Origin of the sequence: Streptomyces sp. NPDC059851, from assembly GCF_042732005.1 — a bacterium.
GTDB lineage: Bacteria > Actinomycetota > Actinomycetes > Streptomycetales > Streptomycetaceae > Streptomyces.
In genome coordinates, this window is the sequence record NZ_JBHWJJ010000163.1 from 1 (window position 1) to 17075 (window position 17075).

Here is a 17075-nt window from a genome sequence, read left to right on the forward strand (position 1 = left end):
CCGTCAGGGCCCCGCGGGCGGGGGCCGACGTCCGCCCCTGCAACCCCACCCACCCGGGGGCGGGGGCCGGGCCCCCCCCCACCGCCGCCGGCGACCTGGCCGCGCTCCGCGCCCTGGACGCGTCACTGGGCCGCGCCGACCTCACCGAGGGCGGCTTGGACCGGGTCCGTGAGATCCTGACCGCCACCGGCACCCGGGACCTGGTCCGGGAAAGGACCGAACGGCTGGCCCGCCGGGCCCTGAGCCACCTCGCCGCAGCCCGCCTCGCGCCGGGCCCGGCAGCGGTGCTGCGCGCGCTCCTCGCCGAGACCGCCGGCCCGCCCGGCCCGTGTCCCGATCCGGGCGGCGCTCCGCCCGGCGCCCCGGCGCCCGCCCCCACGGCCACGGAGGCAGGCCGGTGAGGGCGACCCTGAAGGGGCCGACCGACCACGTGGTCGTCGTCGGCGCCGGCCTCGCCGGTCTGTCCGCCGCACTGCACCTGCTCGGCGCGGGACGCCGGGTGACCGTCGTCGAGCGGGACCCCGGCCCCGGCGGGCGCGCCGGCAGGCTGGTCCGCAGCGGCTACCACATGGACACCGGCCCCACCGTGCTGACCATGCCCGAGATCGCCGACGAGGCGTTCGCCGCCGTCGGGGCGTCCCTACGGGAGCGCGTCGAGCTCATCCCGCTGCACCCCGCGTACCGGGCGTCGTTCGCCGACGGCAGCACGCTGGACGTCCACACCGACGCCGGGGCGATGGAGGCGGAGGTGGAACGCTTCGCCGGTCCGGCCGAAGCGGCCGGCTACCGCCGACTGCGGCACTGGCTGACCGAGCTGTACCGCGCCGAACGGAACCGGTTCCTCGACGCCGACTTCGACTCGCCCTGGCAGCTGCTCGGCCCCGACCTGGTCCGGTTGGCCCTGCTCGGCGGCTTCGGCCGCTGGGAGACCGGTGTCGCCCGCCACCTGCGCGACGAGCGGCTGCGCCGCGTCTTCACCTTCCAGGCCCTGTACGCGGGCGTGCCGCCCGCCCGTGCCCTGGCCGCGTACGCGGTGATCGCCTACATGGACACGGTCGCCGGTGTCCACTTCCCGCGCGGCGGCATGCACGCCCTGCCGCGCGCCATGGCCGACGCCGCCGAAGCGGCCGGCGCGGTCTTCCGCTACGGCTCCCCGGTCACCCGGCTCGAACGCACCGGCGACCGCATCACGGCGGTGATCACCGACGGGGAGCGCATCCCCTGCGACTGCGTCGTCCTCACCCCCGACCTGCCGGTGGCCTACCGCCTCCTCGGCCGCACCCCGCGCCGCCCGGTCGGGCTGCGGCACGCCCCGTCGGCCGTGGTCCTGCACGCCGGCTGCGAGCGCACCTGGCCGCAGCTGGGCCACCACACCCTCTCCTTCGGTGGTGCCTGGCGCAGCACGTTCGAGGAGCTCACCCGTACCGGCGAGCTGATGAGCGACCCTTCCCTGCTGATCACCCGACCCACCGCCACCGACCCCGCCCTGGCTCCGGCGGGCCGCCACCTGCACTACGTCCTCGCACCCTGCCCGCACACCGGCATCGGTCCCGGCCCCGGCGACTGGCACACCCTCGGCCCCCGCTACCGCGACACGCTGCTGCGCGTCCTCGAACGCCGGGGACTCGACGGCATCGCCACGGCGATCGAAGAGGAATGCCTGGTGACACCCGCCGACTGGACGGCACAGGGCCACGCCGCCGGCACACCGTTCTCCGCCGCGCACACCTTCCTCCAAACCGGCCCGTTCCGGCCCCGCAACCTGGTGCGCGGCACCGCGAACGCCGTCCTCGCCGGCTGCGGCACGACCCCGGGCGTCGGAATCCCGCCCGTCCTGCTCTCGGGAAAGCTCGCGGCCGCCCGCATCACCGGCCCGGGCCGCACGACCGCCACCCGCAGCACGCACCCCCTCACCCACATCCACACCCACTCCCACACCCGCCCGGAAGGAGCCCGTCCGTGACCGACCGGGAACTGGACGCCGCAGGCATCACCGACCCCGCACTGCGCACCGCCTACACCCGCTGCCGCGAGTTGAACGCCCGGTACGGCCGCACCTACTTCCTCGCCACCCGCCTGCTCACCCCCGACCGGCGCCCCGCCGTGCACGCGCTGTACGGCTTCGCCCGCTGGGCCGACGACATCGTCGACAGCCTGGGGAGCGAGGCCGGCCCGGCCGCACGCGCCCGCGCCCTGGACCGGCTGGAGGACGACCTCGCCCGCGGGCTGGCCGATGTCCCCGGAGACGGGGCCGGGGCCGGGGCCGGGGGCGGAGCCAGAGCGGGGGGCGGAGCCGGAGCGGGGGCCGGGGCCCGGGTCGAGCCGGTGGTGCGGGCACTCGCCGACACCGCACGCTGCCACGCCATCGACCCCCGGCTCTTCACCGACTTCCTCACCTCCATGCGCAGCGACCTCACCGTCACCTCGTACGCGAGCTACGAGGCCCTGCGCGGCTACATGCACGGCTCCGCGGCCGTGATCGGGCTACAGATGCTGCCCGTACTCGGCACCGTGACGCCCCCGGAAGAGGCCGCACCCCACGCGGCCGAGCTAGGCGTCGCCTTCCAGCTCACCAACTTCCTGCGGGACGTGGGCGAGGACCTAGACCGCGGCCGGATCTACCTCCCCCAGGACCTCCTCGACGCGCACGGCGTCCAGCGCGACCTGCTCCGCCACTGCCGGGACACCGGCCGCACCGACAGCCGGGTCACCACCGCACTGAAGGCGTTCGAGGACCTCACCCGCGCCGCCTACCGGCGTGCCGCCCCCGGCGTCGCCATGCTCGACCCGGTCTCCCGGCCCTGCATCCGCACGGCGTTCGTCCTGTACGGCGGCATCCTCGACGCCGTGGCCGCCACCGGCTACGCAGTGCTCGACCGCCGCGCCGTGGTGCCCCGGCGGCGCCGTGCCCTCGCGGCCGCGGACGGCCTGCTGAGGGCGGCCGCGGCCCGCACGGCCGCCCGCGCCCGGCTCGCCCGGGGCGGACCGCCCGTCCCCGACGCCCCGGAAGGCACCGCCCCCCTCGTCCGGTCGCGCTCCTCCGACCGGGAGGCGGCGTGAAGCCCGTACGGCGAACCCGCCTGCCGCTGGGCCTGCGCCGCAGCCCCGTCGCCTGGGAACGGCAGCGCCCCACGTGGCGCGAGGCCCGTCCCTCCCTGATCGCCGACGCGCTCAAACGGGCCCAGGCCCGCCCCGGCGGCAACTGGTACGCCGTCGGGGACTCCCGCACCCTGCGCTCCGACCGGCCGCTGGCCCGCACCGTCGCCGGCCACGAGGTCGTGCTGTGGCGCGACGGCGGGGGACGCCTCGTGGCCGGTCCGGGCAGCTGCCCGCACCTCGGCGCCCCGCTGGCCGACGGACCCGTCCACTGCGGCACCCTGGTGTGCCGCTGGCACGGTCTGGCCCTGACCGGAAAGCCGTTCGCCGGCTGGGAACCCTGGCCGGCCCACGACGACGGGGTGCTGCTCTGGGTACGCCTGGACGAGGGTGCGGAGGGTCCCACCGACCGTCCGCCGGTGCCCGCGCGACCGGCACCGGCCGGGGCGCTGACCACCGTGTACACCGCGGTGGGCGTCTGCGAGCCGGAGGACGTCGTAGCCAACCGCCTCGACCCTTGGCACGGGGCCTGGTACCACCCGTACTCCTTCGCCGACCTCACCGTGGTCCGTGCTCCCGCAAGGGCCGACGAGGACGACTCCTTCTCGGTGGACGTGTCCTTCAGGGTCGCCGGGCGGCTGGTCGTCCCGGTCCGCGCGGTGTTCACCGCTCCCGGGCCGCGGACGGTCGTCATGAGGATCACGGGCGGCGAGGGCGAGGGGTCCGTCGTGGAGACGCACGCCACCCCCCTCGGTACGGACGCCCTGGGCAGGCCGCGCACCGCGGTGGTGGAAGCCGTCGTCGCCACGTCCGAACGGCCCGGGTTCGCCGCGGCCCGCCGCGCCGCCCCGCTCCTGCGTCCCCTGATGCGGGCCGCCGCGGGCCGGCTGTGGCGCGACGACCTGGCCTACGCCGAACGCCGCTGGAGCCTGCGCACCTCGGGCCGCTTCCCCGGCTGACCTGCGGCCTCGTCGCGGTCCACGCTCTTCGGCAGGACAATCAGCGCCCGTCCGGGTCGTCCCGCAACCGGGACGCCTGCTGGCGACCACCGGGCCCCCCGCCGCCGGGACCGTGCGGCCCGGCGGCGGTGTCGTCCGCTGCGCTGCCGCCACCGCCCCAGCGGGCGCGTTCGGCCGCGGTCCATTCGCTGGTGTCGCGCGGGTGGACGTAGGGCTCCTCGTCGGCGGGGTGACCTTCGAGGATGGCGCGCTGACGGGCCAGCTCCGCGTCGAATTCCAGGCCCAGCAGTATGGCCAGGTTGGTGATCCACAGCCAGACCAGGAAGATGATCACGCCGGCCAGGGTGCCGTAGGTCTTGTTGTACGAGCCGAAGTTCGCCACGTACAGCGCGAATCCGGCGGAGGCGACCGCCCAGATCAGCAGGGCCAGGAAGCTGCCGGGCGTGACCCACCTGAAGCCGCGCGCCTTGGCGTTCGGCGCGGCCCAGTACAGCAGCGCGATCATGATCGTGACCAGCACGACGAGCACGGGCCACTTCGCGATCGACCACACGACCACCGCCGCGTCCCCGACCCCGAGGGCGGCACCCGCCTCCCGTGCCAGACCGCCGGTGAAGACCACGATGAACGCGCTGACGCCGGCCAACACCATCAGCACCACGGTCAGCACCACCCGCAGCGGGGTCAGCTTCCACACCGAACGGCCTTCGGGCACGTCGTACACGGCGTTGGAGCTTCGTATGAACGCTGCCACGTATCCGGAGGCGGACCACACGGCCAGCAGCAGGCCCACCACCGCAAGGACGCCGCCCGTCCCGGAACTGGCCTGTAGCTGCTCGACCGCCCGGGTGATGATGTCCCTCGCTGCGCCCGGCGCCAGCCTGGTCAGGCTGTCCAGGAGGCCCTGAGTGGCCGACTTCCCGGTCACCCCCAGGAGCGACACGAGCACGAGCAATGCCGGGAACAGTGCCAGTACGCCGTAGTAGGTCAGGGCCGCGGCCCGGTCCGCCAGCTCGTCGTCCTTGAACTCCGCGAAGGTGCGGCGCAGCACCGCCTTCCACGACTTCTCGCCCAAGTCGGTGGGCTTGTCGGGGGCGCGGCGCTCCGCCTCGGGTGCCGGTCCGGCCGGGTCCCGGCGGCCGGTGCGCGCTTGCTGTTGGGTGCCTCGTTCGGTCTCGTCCATGCGGGGCGCCTTACCGGAATGCGGCGTCTGAACCGGCCCCGACCCGGGTCCGTGACGCTCGCGGCCCGGTGCGCCGGCCCGGTGCGCCCGGTCGCCTGATCCGATCGTCGTTCGCCCGTTCACCAGGAGGAGGCCTCGGCCGAGCGGCCGGCTGGCATCAGCGCAGCTGCTCGGCCAATCCGATGAGGATGCCCTCGGGGCCGCGGACGTAGCAGAGCCGATAGCTGTCCTCGTACTGCGCCAGCTCACCGACGAGTTCGGCGCCGTGGGTGCGCAGGCGGGCCACGACGTCCTCGATGTCGTCGACGGCGAACATGACGCGACGGATGCCGAGCGTGTTCGCCGGCGCGTCCCTCGGCTCGGCGCTGATCGCCTTCGGCGAGCGGAACATCGCGAGCTCGATCCGGCTGTGCCCGTCCGGGGTCCGCAGGACGGCGATGTCCAGTCGGACGTCGTCGAGCCCGATGACGCGCTCCACCCACCGTCCTTCGATCGGCGTCCTGCCTTCCGTCTCCATGCCGAGTTCGAGGAAGAACGAAACGGCAGCGTCGAGGTCGTCGACGACGATGAGGACGTTGTCCATCCGCTGGATCGCCATGCCGGGCCTCCTCGGTGTGTACGGCGTACGGCCACGGTGGCCGCATCCGCCCCCGAAACGAAGCCGCCATGCCGTTCCCACCGCCATGAGACGCCTGTGCCTCACCATCACGAGGCCGACGCCGCGCCCCGCGGCGAGCGCATGGCCGAGCCGCTGGCGCGCACCGTCACACTCGCCTTCGCACGGAAAGCCGCATGGTCATGCGTAGTAACTGAGGATCACCAGCAGGGCCGTGCATTCGGCGAGGAGCTGGACGCCGAGAGCTGCCTGCCGTACGCGCAGGGCAGGAGCGGCCATGGCGACCACGAACGCCACGGCGCCGAGGCCGGCACTCCAGAGGAACAGCCACCCGGGAAGCCCTCTGGCGCACTGCACCCCGTACGTCACACAGCCCGACACCCGCACGGAGGACAGGAGCAGCACGACGGCCGCCAGGACCGCGGGCACGAAGAGGGCGGCGGACAGGCCCGACCACAATCGGGAGCGGTCCCTGTGCCCGGCCGCCCGCACGGGGGGTGTCGCTGGAGGAGCAGTTGCGTTCATGCCCCCATCCAACGCCGGCAGCGGGCCGGGAACAGCCGTACGGGTACTCACCTCGCACGTGTGCGCCGTACTCAGACCAGAGGCGCGTCGCAGCCCAGCACACCCTGCCCCGGCGGCGCAGCAGGCCTCCGCCGCCCGGCGGGGCAGGGGGGATCACCCCGAGCCCGCGGCCCCGCCTCGCGCGGCGGCCGCCGCCTCCAGCAGGGTCCAGCCGTCGATCTCCACTGGCCGCCGCTCCTGCGGCTGCCACCCACGGGCCAGCGACACGTCGAGCAGGGCCCGAACGGCGCCCGGCTCGTGCAGGTTCAGGTCTGCACCGTGGGTGAAGCCCACGTCCCCGGAGCCGAAGGGTGCCCCACCGGGGACGTACCGGCCGGGCCCGTCGACGAAGACGATGCGCAGCGGGCCACCGGTGCCGGCCGGCTGCGGGATCAGGGTGAGGATCTGGCGGCAGTCCACGGACCGACCATCGGGGTCCTTCCGGTGGCTGTGGCGCATGGTCCACATGTACACGCGCCCGTCGGCGACCAGCCGGCGGGGCTTCTTCGAACGACGAGGCACGCAGCCGAGAGTACGCGGATCAGCGGGGCTCCTTGGCGGTAGGGCGCCGCGGCACGGCGGAGGGGTAGCGTCGGGTACACGATCGGTCAGCGGCGCCGCATCAGGGGGGCGAGCGCCGCCGCGACCGCGGCGCCGGCGACGGGGGCCAGCAGGTACGCCCACAGGTGACCGGTGGAACCCGACGACACCGCCGGCCCCAACTGTCGGGCCGGATTCGCGCCGCCACCCGAGAGCGGGCCGAGGAAGACGATGACGGCGGTGACGCAGGCGCCGATCACCGGCGGCAGGAACCGCAGCAGCGGCGGGCGGGTCCCGCAGTACGCCACGATCAGCATGATCACGGCCATGGCCGCGGCCTCCACCGCGAACACGGCACCCGAACCCCATCCCCGGGCGGGCGCCAGCGCCGCGTACGCGACCTTCTCGGCGGCGTCGCCCCACGCCAGATCGGCGAGGGCCACTCCGGCCACCGAACCGGCCAGCTGGGCCACCACGAACGGCAACACCGCCTGGCCGGGGAACACGCGCAGCATCCACAGGCCGATGGTGACCGCGGGGTTGAGGTGCCCGGCCGTCTCGTGCCGCATGGACGGGCCGAGCACGGCCGTCACGATGGCGCCGACCAGCAGGCCCATGACCAACAACTGCGAGGTGAGGGTGGGCAGCAGGGCCGTGAAGGGCGAACCGGGGCCGGCCATCCACCGCGCGGTGGTGACCACGACGAACAGCATGCCGGTGGTCAGCGCGAACTCGTACGCGGCGACCAGCGCGAGCGGAGGGCGCTTCGCGGCCGCGGATGCGGATGCGGTTGCGGATGCGTCAGGAGTCGGGGGCGTCTGGGTCTCGAAGGATGTCAATGTCACTCCATGGAATGTGCGCTCTGCTGCCCGCGCGCGACCACGCATCCATACGACACTCTGTCAAGTGCCGTCAATCGCTGGTCCACGGATGACGGACGAAGTTCCGGCCACCTGACGGAATGGACCGTCGGCGATGGACCGGCGATTTCCGGCTCTCCGAGACTTCGGGAGTCGGCCAAGGACACCTGGCCTGATCACCTCCCCTTTGTCGAGCCTTCATCGAGAGGAACCGATCACCTATGTGCGGCCTTGCCGGATGGGTCAGCTTCCAGCGGGACCTGACGTCCCACACGGATCTCGCGTCGGCCATGACGCACACCATGGAGTGCCGCGGTCCCGACGCGCACGGTCTGTGGACCTCCACCCACGCCGTCCTCGGCCACCGTCGACTGGCGATCATCGACCTCGAGGGCGGCAAGCAGCCGATGGCCTCCTCCGTGGACGACGACACGCAGCCGGTCCTCACGTACACCGGCGAGGTCTACAACTTCCGGGAGCTGCGCGAGGAGCTCAAGGACCTCGGACACGAGTTCCGCACCGCCTCCGACACCGAGGTCGTCCTGCGCGCCTACCTGGAGTGGGGTGCCGACTTCGCGGAGCGCCTGAACGGCATCTACGCCTTCGCCATCTGGGACCCGCGCACCGAGGAGCTGCTCCTGGTCCGCGACAGGATGGGCGTCAAGCCGCTCTACTACTACCCGACCGCCGACGGTGTGCTCTTCGGTTCCGAGCCCAAGGCGATCCTGGCCCACCCGGAGTCCGAGGCCGTCGTGGACGCCGAGGGCCTCAAGGAGATCTTCTCCATCGTCAAGACCCCCGGACACGCCGTCTTCCGCGGCATGTACGAGGTCCTGCCGGCCACCGTCCTCCGCTTCACCCGCGAAGGCCGGACCGAGCAGGAGTACTGGAAGCTCCGGGCCCGCCCGCACACGGAGGACCTCGACACCACCATCGCCAACGTCCGCGAGCTCCTCGAGGACATCGTTGAGCGCCAGCTCGTCGCGGACGTCCCCGTCGGCACCCTGCTCTCCGGCGGCCTGGACTCCAGCGCCGTCACCGCGCTCGCCGCCAGGGCCCTCAAGAAGCAGGCCGTCGAGCAGCCCCTCCGCGCCTTCTCGGTGGACTTCAAGGGCCACGAGGAGCGCTTCGAGGCGAACGTCCAGTGGGCCGACCCCGACACCCCGTTCGCCGTCGAGGTCGCCAAGGACACCGGCGCCGAGCACATCATCGTCACCCTGGACAACGAGGACATCCTCGACGACGAGGTCCGCTCGACCGTCCTCCGCGCCCAGGACCTGCCGGTCTCGACCGGCGACATGGAGTACTCGCTGCTCATCCTGTGCCGTGCGCTCAAGGAGCAGATGACCGTCGCCCTCTCCGGCGAAGCCGCCGACGAACTCTTCGGCGGCTACACCTGGTTCCACGACGAGGAGGCCGTGGAACTGGACAGCTTCCCCTGGCACCACCCCTTCGAGAAGGCCGGCGGCATCGGCGCCCTGAAGACGGTCGGCCTGTGGGACCGGCTCGGACTCACCGAATACGTCAAGGAGCGCTACGCGCAGGCCCTGGAGGAGGTCCCGCGCCTGGAGGGGGAGACCGGCCTGGAGGCCCGGATGCGGGAGGTCACCTACCTCAACCTGACCCGCTGGGAGAGCTTCCTGCTGGACCGCAAGGACCGCATCAGCATGGCGGTCAGTCTGGAGGTCCGCGTCCCGTTCACCGACCACCGCCTGGTCGAGTACGTCTACAACACCCCTTGGGCGTTCAAGACCTTCGACGGCCGTGAGAAGAGCCTGCTGCGCGCCGCCATGCGGGGGATCTTGCCCGACTCGGTCCTGGACCGCAAGAAGAACCCGTACCCCTCCACCCAGGACCGCAAGTACGAGCTGGCCCTGCGCGAGCGGGTGGAGGACATCCTGGTCGAGGGCGCCCCCCTCTTCCGGATCGTCTCCGAGGCCGACGTCCGCAAGCTGCTCGACGTGCCCGAGGGCTCCTACCACGTCGGTGGCCCTTGGAGCGCCCGCGCGGTCCTGGAGCGGCTCATCGAGTTCAACACCTGGGTCACCCAGTACGGGGTCCGGGTGGAGTTCTGATCGGTGTGCTCCTGGGGTACGGGCGAAGCTGCGGGGCGCTTCGTCCGTACCCCACGTCCGAGCCCCGCCCCCAGCCGCGAACGGCTTCCGGGCCCACCTGACGTGTTCACTCTCGGGCCCGGGGGCTGGAGCACCGCAGCGCGAGCACCGCGATGTCGTCGTCGAGCCTGCCGTCACTGTAGTGGAGCAGGGCCCGGTGAAGCCGGCCGAGGAGTTCCCGGGACGGGGTGGGGCCTTGCTGGCGCATCCAGTCCGGCAGCGGGAAGAACTCGCCGTCACGCCCCCTGGCCTCCGTGACACCGTCCGTGTAGAGCAGCAGCTGGTCGCCCGGAGCGAAGAGGAGGGTGTCGACGCAGTAGTGGTCTCCGATGAGCGATGCGAGGTTGAGGGGCGGAGAGGCGGTGGTGGGCTCCACGACACGGATCTCGTCGCGGCGTACGAGCAGGGGCGGCGGGTGCCCGCAGTTGAGAATGCTGATGCGGCCTCCGCCGTGCGGGATCTCCGCGATGAGAGCAGTCGCGAAGCGTTCTGGCAGGTCGAGGGCGGGGAACGCAGCGCTGTGGCGGGAGATGCTGGCCTCCAGGCGGTGGACGACGCCCCTCAGGTCGGGCTCGTCGTACACGGCCTCCCTGAAGCTGTTGATCACCGCCGAGGCCGTTCCCACTGCGGACAGGCCCTTGCCGCGCACGTCGCCGATGAGCAGCCGGACCCCGAAGGGTGTGCCGACCGCTTCGTAGAAGTCTCCACCGATCCTGGCCTGCTCCTGGGCCGCCAGGTACAGCGACTCGATCTCGACGTTCTCGATGCGGTGCGGCAGTGGGCGCAGCAGTACCTTCTGGGCGGTGTCGGCGATGAGCCGGACGTGGAGGAGCGTCTGCTCCCGTTGCAGGCGGACGTGGCTCGCGTATGCGGCCGCCAAGGTGACCGCGATGATCGCAGCCGCGGTGTAGGGCGTGCCGAGGTCGGTGTAGGCGAAGCTCAGGCCGATCATGATCAGCAGGCAGACCGCCCCCAGCAAGACGGTGGGGAGCACGGGCCACATCGCGGCGGCGAGGGCGGGTGCGGCAGGCAGGAGGCGGCTGAAGGCGATCTCGCGCGGTGTGGAGAAGGCCAGGGCGGTGATGAGGACGGTGATGATCACCGGTGAGAGCAGGGCGATGTCCCACCGACCGCCGTGGGGAGGGCGACGACGCCTCGACCGCCTTGACCTGATCACGGAATGCATCATATCGGGGCATAGTGTACGTAGGCCTGCGACGGAGCGTGACGCTCCCGCTCGCTGAGTAGCCGCCGGGGCCTCGGAGAGCCCGACCAGCCCGCTCGATCGGCCCGGCCCGCGCCGGCGGGTCTGGGCCGTACACCGGGCGTAGTTGCACTGGTGTCCCGCGTGGCGCCGGTGCCGGGGCGCGGACGCCTCGGCACCGGCGGGGTCACAGGGGCGGCGGCGGGTCGGGGAGGGCCGCGATCTTGTGGCTGCTGCTCGTGCAGCACCACAGCGCGGAACCGGTGGCGCTGCGTGTCGCTCGTGGCGACCAGACCGCCGTCCAGGCAGACGGTGGGACGTCGCCGGGTGGACGGGTGAGGCCGGCGATGGGCACCAGTTCGTCGATCAGCGGTCGCAGCCCACCGTGCACGTCCACCGCGTCCAGGGGCGTGGGCTTGGAACGCCGGGTCCTCCACACCGGCAGCAGCCAGTAGACCGCGAAGGCCGCGGCGATCGCGACGGTCCCCACTCCGAGCGAAACCCCGTCGACCTGGTGGTACTGCGCCGTGTACGCGTCGAGCGCGGACGCGTTCTTGGTGAACGGGACGCAGCTCGCGTGTATGGACGCGCCTGGATCGGGGCCTGCCGCCAGCCAGCGAGCCGTCTCCTCGTCGGCCTTTGCGGACGACACGAGGAAATGCCAGGCGGTGTCGGGGACCACGTCGGCGCCGGGTCGCCGCCAACCGCAGCAGGAGCAGTACGAACGCAGCGTCGTGCCGGCTGCGAGGACCGTTTCGTCGAGCGGGCCCGGGACGGGCCGCTCCCCCGCTCCGGGGGGGCACCGGCGGGTAAGCCGACCGTCACGCCCCGCCGTCGGCCGCACCGGGCGGGGTGGTCGGGCTGGCCGGACGGGGTGGGACGTCCGTACCGGTCGGACCGTCCGGACCCGTCGTACCGTCCGAGCTGGCCTGGCTGCCCGAGCTGGCCTGGCTGGGCAGGGCGTCCGGGCCGGAGTCCTCCGGACCGGCCAGGGCCAGCCTGGCCACCACTGCGTCGGCGATCGTCGACGCGCGGTCCTCTTCCAGGCCGCGCTGAGCGGCCACCTCCAGCACCGCCTCCCGGACCTCGGCCAGCTGCTCCCGGGTCAACGGTGGAACCGTCACCTCTCGGGACGGCCTGCGGAAGAGCCTGCGCAGACCGGACCTCGCCCTGTCGGCCGCTCCGTCCACCGCGGCACCCACCATCCGCTGCGCCGCGTGGTTCACCGCCAGCCACACCACGGGCGTCACCAGCGCGGCGGCCTCGCCCAGGCCGAAGCCCAGGGTCTCGCGCCGTCGGCCGCGTCCGCCCAGCCGGCGTACGGCCGTGGCGTCGTCGAACCCGGCCAAGCCCGCCACCAGCGGCAGTTCCTCCGGAGCCACCTCGGCCACCACGTCACGGACCACGTCGCGTACCCGCGTCCCGTCCGTCGTGACCGTCCGGCTGCCGGACCGAGTTGCTTCGGAACCCATGACACCCCCGCGATCAGTTCCCGTGCGCCCAGGCACCGGTTCTCACCCTGGCCGACGGACCCCCACGAGGCAAGACCCACCCGTGCTGCCCGTCTCCGTGAGCGGGACGCGGAGCGCACGACGGAAGCACACCGCCACCTCCGGTCGACGGGCGCTCGGGTGCGAGGCCGGGACCGTCAGCTCCCCTGGAGCGTCGACCCCAGCAACGCGGGAATGAGACCCGCGATCACGGGCAGGGGAAGCGCCAGGATGTTGGCCGTGAACCAGCTGCGCAGCCCTGCGGAGACGGGCCACGTCGGCATCTTCTCGATGACCCGGAAGCGCTGGACGAGGCGGCCCAGACGTTCCTGATGACGTGTGGTGTCCACGCTGCCGTTCATGGCGAGCAGTCGCTGTTCTTCGTCAGCGATCTGGATGCTGATGCGATCGGCCTCGGCGGCGAGCGTGTGCTTCGCCTCGCGCATGCTGAGGTGGAACGTCCACATCGGGCACAGGAACGCCGCAGCAACGCAGCAGAGGGCCACGATGAAGAGCCCCAGGTAGGCGCCCTGCCAGTCCCCGTACCGGTCTTCGAAGCGCGGAACGAGCTCCATGAGGAGCCACCATACGGAGAGGTAGAGCGCGATGAGTGAGACCAGCATGGCTTGGAAGAAGTACAGGCTGCCGACCGGCCTGAGGCCGGCCGCACCGTCGACGTGTCCCGGCAGCACGGCCATGTTGATCGCCCGGCTCGAACGGAGTTCGCTGCCCAGCCGCCCGTAGCACGCGGCTCGCCCGAGGAACCGGCCGACCGGGATCGCCATGACCCCTTCGATCACCATGAGAACGGGCTTGGAGAAGCCGGCTGCGGCGATGAACGCCGCCTCGATGAGAACCACCGCCACCACGCTCGCGGTGCGGGCCCACCGGCGAGCCGAACGGTGCAGTCGTGTCCCGAGGGCGGCGACCTCGCTCGCCGGGGAGAGAACGTTCCTCGCCTGCAGCCGCGACAACGTCAGGCTCATCCGGTCCGGCACCTTGAGCGACCACAGCAGGCCGACGAAGAAGAGGATGAACCCCGATGCCTGGAGGGGGTCATTGACGTAGACGTCCGGCCCCCACAGCGCTGTGTATCCGGCGATACAGACCGGGCCGAACCAGAAGTACTGCCGCTCCAGCCACCGCTCCACGCGCGACAGACCTGGGTCTGGGCCGCCTGTGGCCTCGGGGGTTCGAGCAGTGGGCTCTTCCACGCGACCCATGATGCACAGGCAGGAGGTGCGGTCACCGCTCCGGCACGCGCTCCGGACGGACGGCAAACGCGGGCGGCACGACTACCACGTCCAGCGGAAGCCTGCCGCCGCGTGCTCCAGGGCCGGCACGAAGCGGTGCACCGACCCGTCCGGGGCCGACCGCGTCGGGGACTCGCTGAGCACCGCGCCCCCTTGGTGGTCGTCCCACGTCGCCCACCACACACGGACCGGTCTCGGGCACGCCGGGAACTCGACCACCAGGTCGACGTTGTCGGCCCGGGCGTGGGCGACCCGCCGGTACTCGGTGACGGGCCGGCAGTCCGGCGCGTACGCCACCTCGTACCCCAGCGACGCGATCTGCCCGGCCGCCAGCGGGCTCGGGAAGGCGAGCTCCAGGACGGGCGTACTGCCGGGGAACTCACGGACGCCTGGGCCCTGCCCCGCTTCCGTACCGGATGGGAGCGGTGCTCCCTGCCGCTCGTGGCGATCCGTTGCCCGCCGACCCGACCACGGGGGACGCGGTCGCCGCGGTCGAACGCCGCTGGTCGGCGAACCGCTCGGAGCCGTACGAAGCCGCCCTGCTCGGTGCGGCCCACCCCGAACTGCGGTACGTCCTGCTGGACCGGCTCGGACACGAGGGCCGACCCGAACCGGAGTGCTTCCACATCCTGCCGTGGGAGCGGGTCGACGGGCTCGCCGCCCAGATCACCTCGGCCCTCGGCGCGGCCCCGGACCCCGGAAGCGGGCGAACCGTCGGGCCGCCGGTGCGGCTGCGGCACCACTTCGCTCCCGTCGGCTCCCGCTTCACGCGCGCTGGAACAGCTCGCCGCCGCCCTGCGCGCGGCCGACCCCGCGGTCCGCCGCTTCCCGACGACTTCCCTGTGCGAACTCGCGCGCGACGTGACCGGCGCGGTCAACGCCGCCCGGGATCCTCGGGCGGCTGCGTGCGCGGCGGTCGGCGACGGCTTGACCCGGGCCGAACTCACCGCCCGCGACCCGGACGTCCCGTGGCAACGGGCCTGCCCGAAGCCCTGACCCGCGACCCGGGCGTCATTCGGGGCGGCTGAAGCGGTGGGCGGCCCAGAGCAGGGCCGTGGCGCCGGTCGCCAGGAGGAGGGCTGCTTCGAGGAGCAGGGGAGGTTGCCAGCCGAACCATTCGATGCCCGCCACCGCTGCCCCGTCCGGTACCCGTAGCGCGATGCAGCGGCGGAGCAGGTCCACTCCGTGGGCGAGCGGGTTGGCGCCGGCCAGTGCCTGCGCCCAGCCCGGCAGGTTCTGGAGCGGGAAGAAGCCTCCGGAGAGGAACAGCAGCGGCATCATCACCAGGCCGAGCAGCACGTGGAACACCTCGGCCCGCTGCAAGGTCACGGCCAGGGCCAGGGACAGGGCCGTGATGGTGAAGGAGGCCAGGAGCATACCGGCGAGGAGCAGCGACAGCAGCAGCGGGTCGTAGGGAAGGCCGACCGCGCCGGCCAGGACGAGCAGCACGGCGCCCTGGACCGTGGCGACCATGGTGCCGCCGGCGCAGCTTCCCAGGAGCAGGGTGGACCGGCTGACCGGGGCCATCAGCAGCTCCCGCAGGTAGCCGCTCTGCCGGTCGGTGATCAGACGGATGCCGACCAGGATGGCCGGCGCCTGGACCGTCATCATCAGCATGCCGGGGAAGAGGTAGGTCTGATAGCCGACGCCCAGTGAGGAGTTCGGGATCAGGGCGGCCAGACCGCCTCCCAGGATGAACAGGTAGAGCACCGGCTGGAGCAGCATCAGGGCCGTGTGGGTGGGCTGGGTCGACAGGCGCAGCAGATCGCGGTGGACCAGGGCGTGGACCGCGCGCAGTTCACGGCGCAGGCGGCCCAGCGGCTCACGGCCGGAGTTTCCGGGGGCGTCCGGGGCCCGGAGCGCGGGTGTGGTCACAGGCCGCTCTCCGCTTCCGCGGTGGTGCCGCCGGGAGTGGGGGTGGCCGGTGTCCGCTCGGGCCGGGCTGCGTGCATGCTGCGGCCGGTGTGGTGGAAGAAGACGTCGTCGAGGGTGGGTGGCGTGGCGGAAGCGGCGTGCACGGCGATGCCGTGGCGTTCCAGTGCGGCGCACAGGCGGGGGATCCAGGCGCTGCCGTGGGGTACGCGCAGGCAGATCCCGTCGGCGTCCAGGGTGATGGTGGCGGCCTGCGGCGCGGTCCGGCACACGACGTGTCGCGCTGCGGTGTCATCGCTCGTGCGCAGCACCACCCGGTCGTCCCCGATCGCGGCCTTGAGTGCCGAGGGCGTGCCCCGTGCCACCAGCCGGCCGCCGTCGATGATCGCCAGACGATCGCAGTTCTCCGCCTCTTCCAGATAGTGGGTGGTGACGAAGAGGGTGGTGCCGTGCCGGTCGCGCAGAGCGCGCAGGTGCTCCCAGACCTGGGCCCGGGCGTGGGGGTCGAGTCCGGTGGTCGGTTCGTCCAGGAACAGTACGTCGGGCGCGTGCAACAGGCCGCGGGCGAGTTCGAGGCGGCGCCGCATGCCGCCTGACAGGGTGCGTACCGGGGAGCGCCGCCGGTCGGCCAGTCCGACCATTTCGAGCGTCTCGGTGGCGCGTCGGCGGGCGTCGCGGCGGCGCATCCCGTAGAGGCGCGCGTGGATGTGCAGGTTCTGTTCGGCTGTCAGGTCCGGGTCGACGGCGCTGTGTTGGAAGAGCATGCCGACCCGTCGTCGGACCCGGTCCGGCTGGGTGAGCACGTCGGCGCCCGCCACCGTGGCCCGTCCGGCGGTGGGGCGTGCCAGGGCGCAGAGCAGGGAGATGGTGGTGGACTTGCCAGCGCCGTTGGGGCCGAGGAAGGCGAAGGTTTCGCCTTGGTGCACGTCCAGGTCGAGGCCGCGGAGGGCGTGGGTGGTGGTGCCGTCGGGGCCCGGGTAGGTCTTGACCAGCCCGCGGGTGCTGATGGCGTACGCCGGCTCGGTAGCGGGCTGCTCGGGGTCCGGGCTCGTGAGGGCGGCTGTCAGGGGGGTTGCCTGAGCGAGAGCGTCGGCACCGGCGTGTGGCTGCATGTGGTCGGGTCCTCGTCTACGGGTGGTCATCCGCGGGGTCGGGCGTCGGCAGCGGGGCGAGGGGCGTGTTCCGGCGGCGTGCGCCGTGCCGGCTCCAGCCTGGGGCCGGACTTCGCTCCGGCCGGGGGGGGGCCCCGGGGCGCCACCCGCCCGGGGGGGGGGGGGTTTTTGGGCAGGCGAGCCCGCCACAACAGGGGTTTTGTGGGTACCCC

The 17075-nt window shown here is 72.9% G+C and carries 16 protein-coding genes and 1 pseudogene; 5 read left to right on the forward strand and 12 right to left on the reverse strand.

What is annotated here, in order from left to right:
- The 4 genes and pseudogenes from ACFV7Q_RS34250 to ACFV7Q_RS34265 form a co-directional block, all read left to right on the forward strand.
- A pseudogene (locus ACFV7Q_RS34250) lies at positions 1-401 on the forward strand (polyprenyl synthetase family protein); the annotation flags it as partial.
- Positions 398-1963, forward strand: a complete 1566-nt coding sequence (gene crtI, locus ACFV7Q_RS34255; protein WP_385434700.1) for a phytoene desaturase family protein — start codon at positions 398-400, stop codon at positions 1961-1963. The pseudogene ACFV7Q_RS34250 and the gene crtI, both read left to right, overlap by 4 nt.
- Entirely contained in the window at positions 1960-3060 is a 1101-nt protein-coding gene (locus ACFV7Q_RS34260; protein WP_385434702.1) for a phytoene/squalene synthase family protein, read from the forward strand. Before crtI ends, ACFV7Q_RS34260 begins: the two co-directional genes overlap by 4 nt.
- On the forward strand, positions 3057-4055 hold the full coding sequence (locus tag ACFV7Q_RS34265; protein WP_385434704.1) for a DUF5914 domain-containing protein: 999 nt from the start codon (positions 3057-3059) through the stop codon (positions 4053-4055). The genes ACFV7Q_RS34260 and ACFV7Q_RS34265 overlap by 4 nt, the downstream gene beginning before the upstream one ends.
- A 40-nt stretch (positions 4056-4095) precedes the next feature.
- Here the strand turns inward: ACFV7Q_RS34265 and ACFV7Q_RS34270 are convergent, their stop codons facing one another.
- From ACFV7Q_RS34270 to ACFV7Q_RS34290, 5 genes are all read right to left on the reverse strand, one after another.
- Positions 4096-5238 (reverse strand): YihY/virulence factor BrkB family protein, encoded by a 1143-nt coding sequence (locus ACFV7Q_RS34270; protein ID WP_385434706.1) that lies wholly within the window; start codon positions 5236-5238, stop codon positions 4096-4098.
- A gap of 157 nt (positions 5239-5395) precedes the next feature.
- Positions 5396-5836 carry a VOC family protein gene (locus ACFV7Q_RS34275; protein ID WP_385434708.1) on the reverse strand — a complete coding sequence of 147 codons (441 nt, stop codon included), beginning with the start codon at positions 5834-5836 and terminating at the stop codon, positions 5396-5398.
- A gap of 198 nt (positions 5837-6034) precedes the next feature.
- Positions 6035-6379 (reverse strand): hypothetical protein, encoded by a 345-nt coding sequence (locus tag ACFV7Q_RS34280; RefSeq protein ID WP_385434710.1) that lies wholly within the window; start codon positions 6377-6379, stop codon positions 6035-6037.
- Positions 6380-6532: 153 nt separating this feature from the next.
- Complete coding sequence (locus ACFV7Q_RS34285) at positions 6533-6940, reverse strand: hypothetical protein (protein WP_385434712.1); 408 nt, start codon at positions 6938-6940, stop codon at positions 6533-6535.
- Positions 6941-7026: 86 nt separating this feature from the next.
- Positions 7027-7803, reverse strand: coding sequence for an aquaporin (locus ACFV7Q_RS34290; protein ID WP_385434714.1), 777 nt, complete (start codon positions 7801-7803; stop codon positions 7027-7029).
- 236 nt (positions 7804-8039) lie between these two features.
- Here ACFV7Q_RS34290 and asnB point away from each other — a divergent pair, with 236 nt between their 5' ends.
- A complete protein-coding gene (gene asnB / locus ACFV7Q_RS34295; protein ID WP_385434716.1) occupies positions 8040-9893 on the forward strand; it encodes an asparagine synthase (glutamine-hydrolyzing) in 1854 nt (617 codons plus the stop codon).
- 106 nt (positions 9894-9999) lie between these two features.
- Here the strand turns inward: asnB and ACFV7Q_RS34300 are convergent, their stop codons facing one another.
- From ACFV7Q_RS34300 to ACFV7Q_RS34330, 7 genes are all read right to left on the reverse strand, one after another.
- Positions 10000-11109 (reverse strand): PP2C family protein-serine/threonine phosphatase, encoded by a 1110-nt coding sequence (locus ACFV7Q_RS34300; protein WP_385434718.1) that lies wholly within the window; start codon positions 11107-11109, stop codon positions 10000-10002.
- Positions 11110-11323: 214 nt separating this feature from the next.
- The gene (locus tag ACFV7Q_RS34305; protein WP_385434720.1) at positions 11324-11788 is read right to left on the reverse strand and encodes a hypothetical protein; all 465 of its coding nucleotides are present in this window, start codon (positions 11786-11788) and stop codon (positions 11324-11326) included.
- A 169-nt stretch (positions 11789-11957) separates the two neighbouring features.
- Complete coding sequence (locus ACFV7Q_RS34310; RefSeq protein ID WP_385434722.1) at positions 11958-12608, reverse strand: hypothetical protein; 651 nt, start codon at positions 12606-12608, stop codon at positions 11958-11960.
- Between the two features lie 176 nt (positions 12609-12784).
- Positions 12785-13777, reverse strand: coding sequence for a hypothetical protein (locus ACFV7Q_RS34315; RefSeq protein WP_385434724.1), 993 nt, complete (start codon positions 13775-13777; stop codon positions 12785-12787).
- Positions 13778-13921: 144 nt separating this feature from the next.
- Positions 13922-14176, reverse strand: coding sequence for a hypothetical protein (locus ACFV7Q_RS34320; protein ID WP_385434726.1), 255 nt, complete (start codon positions 14174-14176; stop codon positions 13922-13924).
- 714 nt (positions 14177-14890) lie between these two features.
- The gene (locus ACFV7Q_RS34325; RefSeq protein ID WP_385434728.1) at positions 14891-15754 is read right to left on the reverse strand and encodes an ABC transporter permease; all 864 of its coding nucleotides are present in this window, start codon (positions 15752-15754) and stop codon (positions 14891-14893) included.
- On the reverse strand, positions 15751-16863 hold the full coding sequence (locus tag ACFV7Q_RS34330) for an ATP-binding cassette domain-containing protein (RefSeq protein ID WP_385434730.1): 1113 nt from the start codon (positions 16861-16863) through the stop codon (positions 15751-15753). Before ACFV7Q_RS34330 ends, ACFV7Q_RS34325 begins: the two co-directional genes overlap by 4 nt.
- Positions 16864-17075: the final 212 nt, after the last annotated feature.

Coding starts and splice junctions, on each gene's coding strand:
- ACFV7Q_RS34280 (WP_385434710.1), bottom strand. CDS start 6,379: ATGAACGCAACTGCTCCTCCAGCGACACCCCCCGTGCGGGCGGCCGGG.
- asnB (WP_385434716.1), top strand. CDS start 8,040: ATGTGCGGCCTTGCCGGATGGGTCAGCTTCCAGCGGGACCTGACGTCC.
- ACFV7Q_RS34330 (WP_385434730.1), bottom strand. CDS start 16,863: ATGCAGCCACACGCCGGTGCCGACGCTCTCGCTCAGGCAACCCCCCTG.
- ACFV7Q_RS34275 (WP_385434708.1), bottom strand. CDS start 5,836: ATGGCGATCCAGCGGATGGACAACGTCCTCATCGTCGTCGACGACCTC.
- ACFV7Q_RS34270 (WP_385434706.1), bottom strand. CDS start 5,238: ATGGACGAGACCGAACGAGGCACCCAACAGCAAGCGCGCACCGGCCGC.
- ACFV7Q_RS34310 (WP_385434722.1), bottom strand. CDS start 12,608: ATGGGTTCCGAAGCAACTCGGTCCGGCAGCCGGACGGTCACGACGGAC.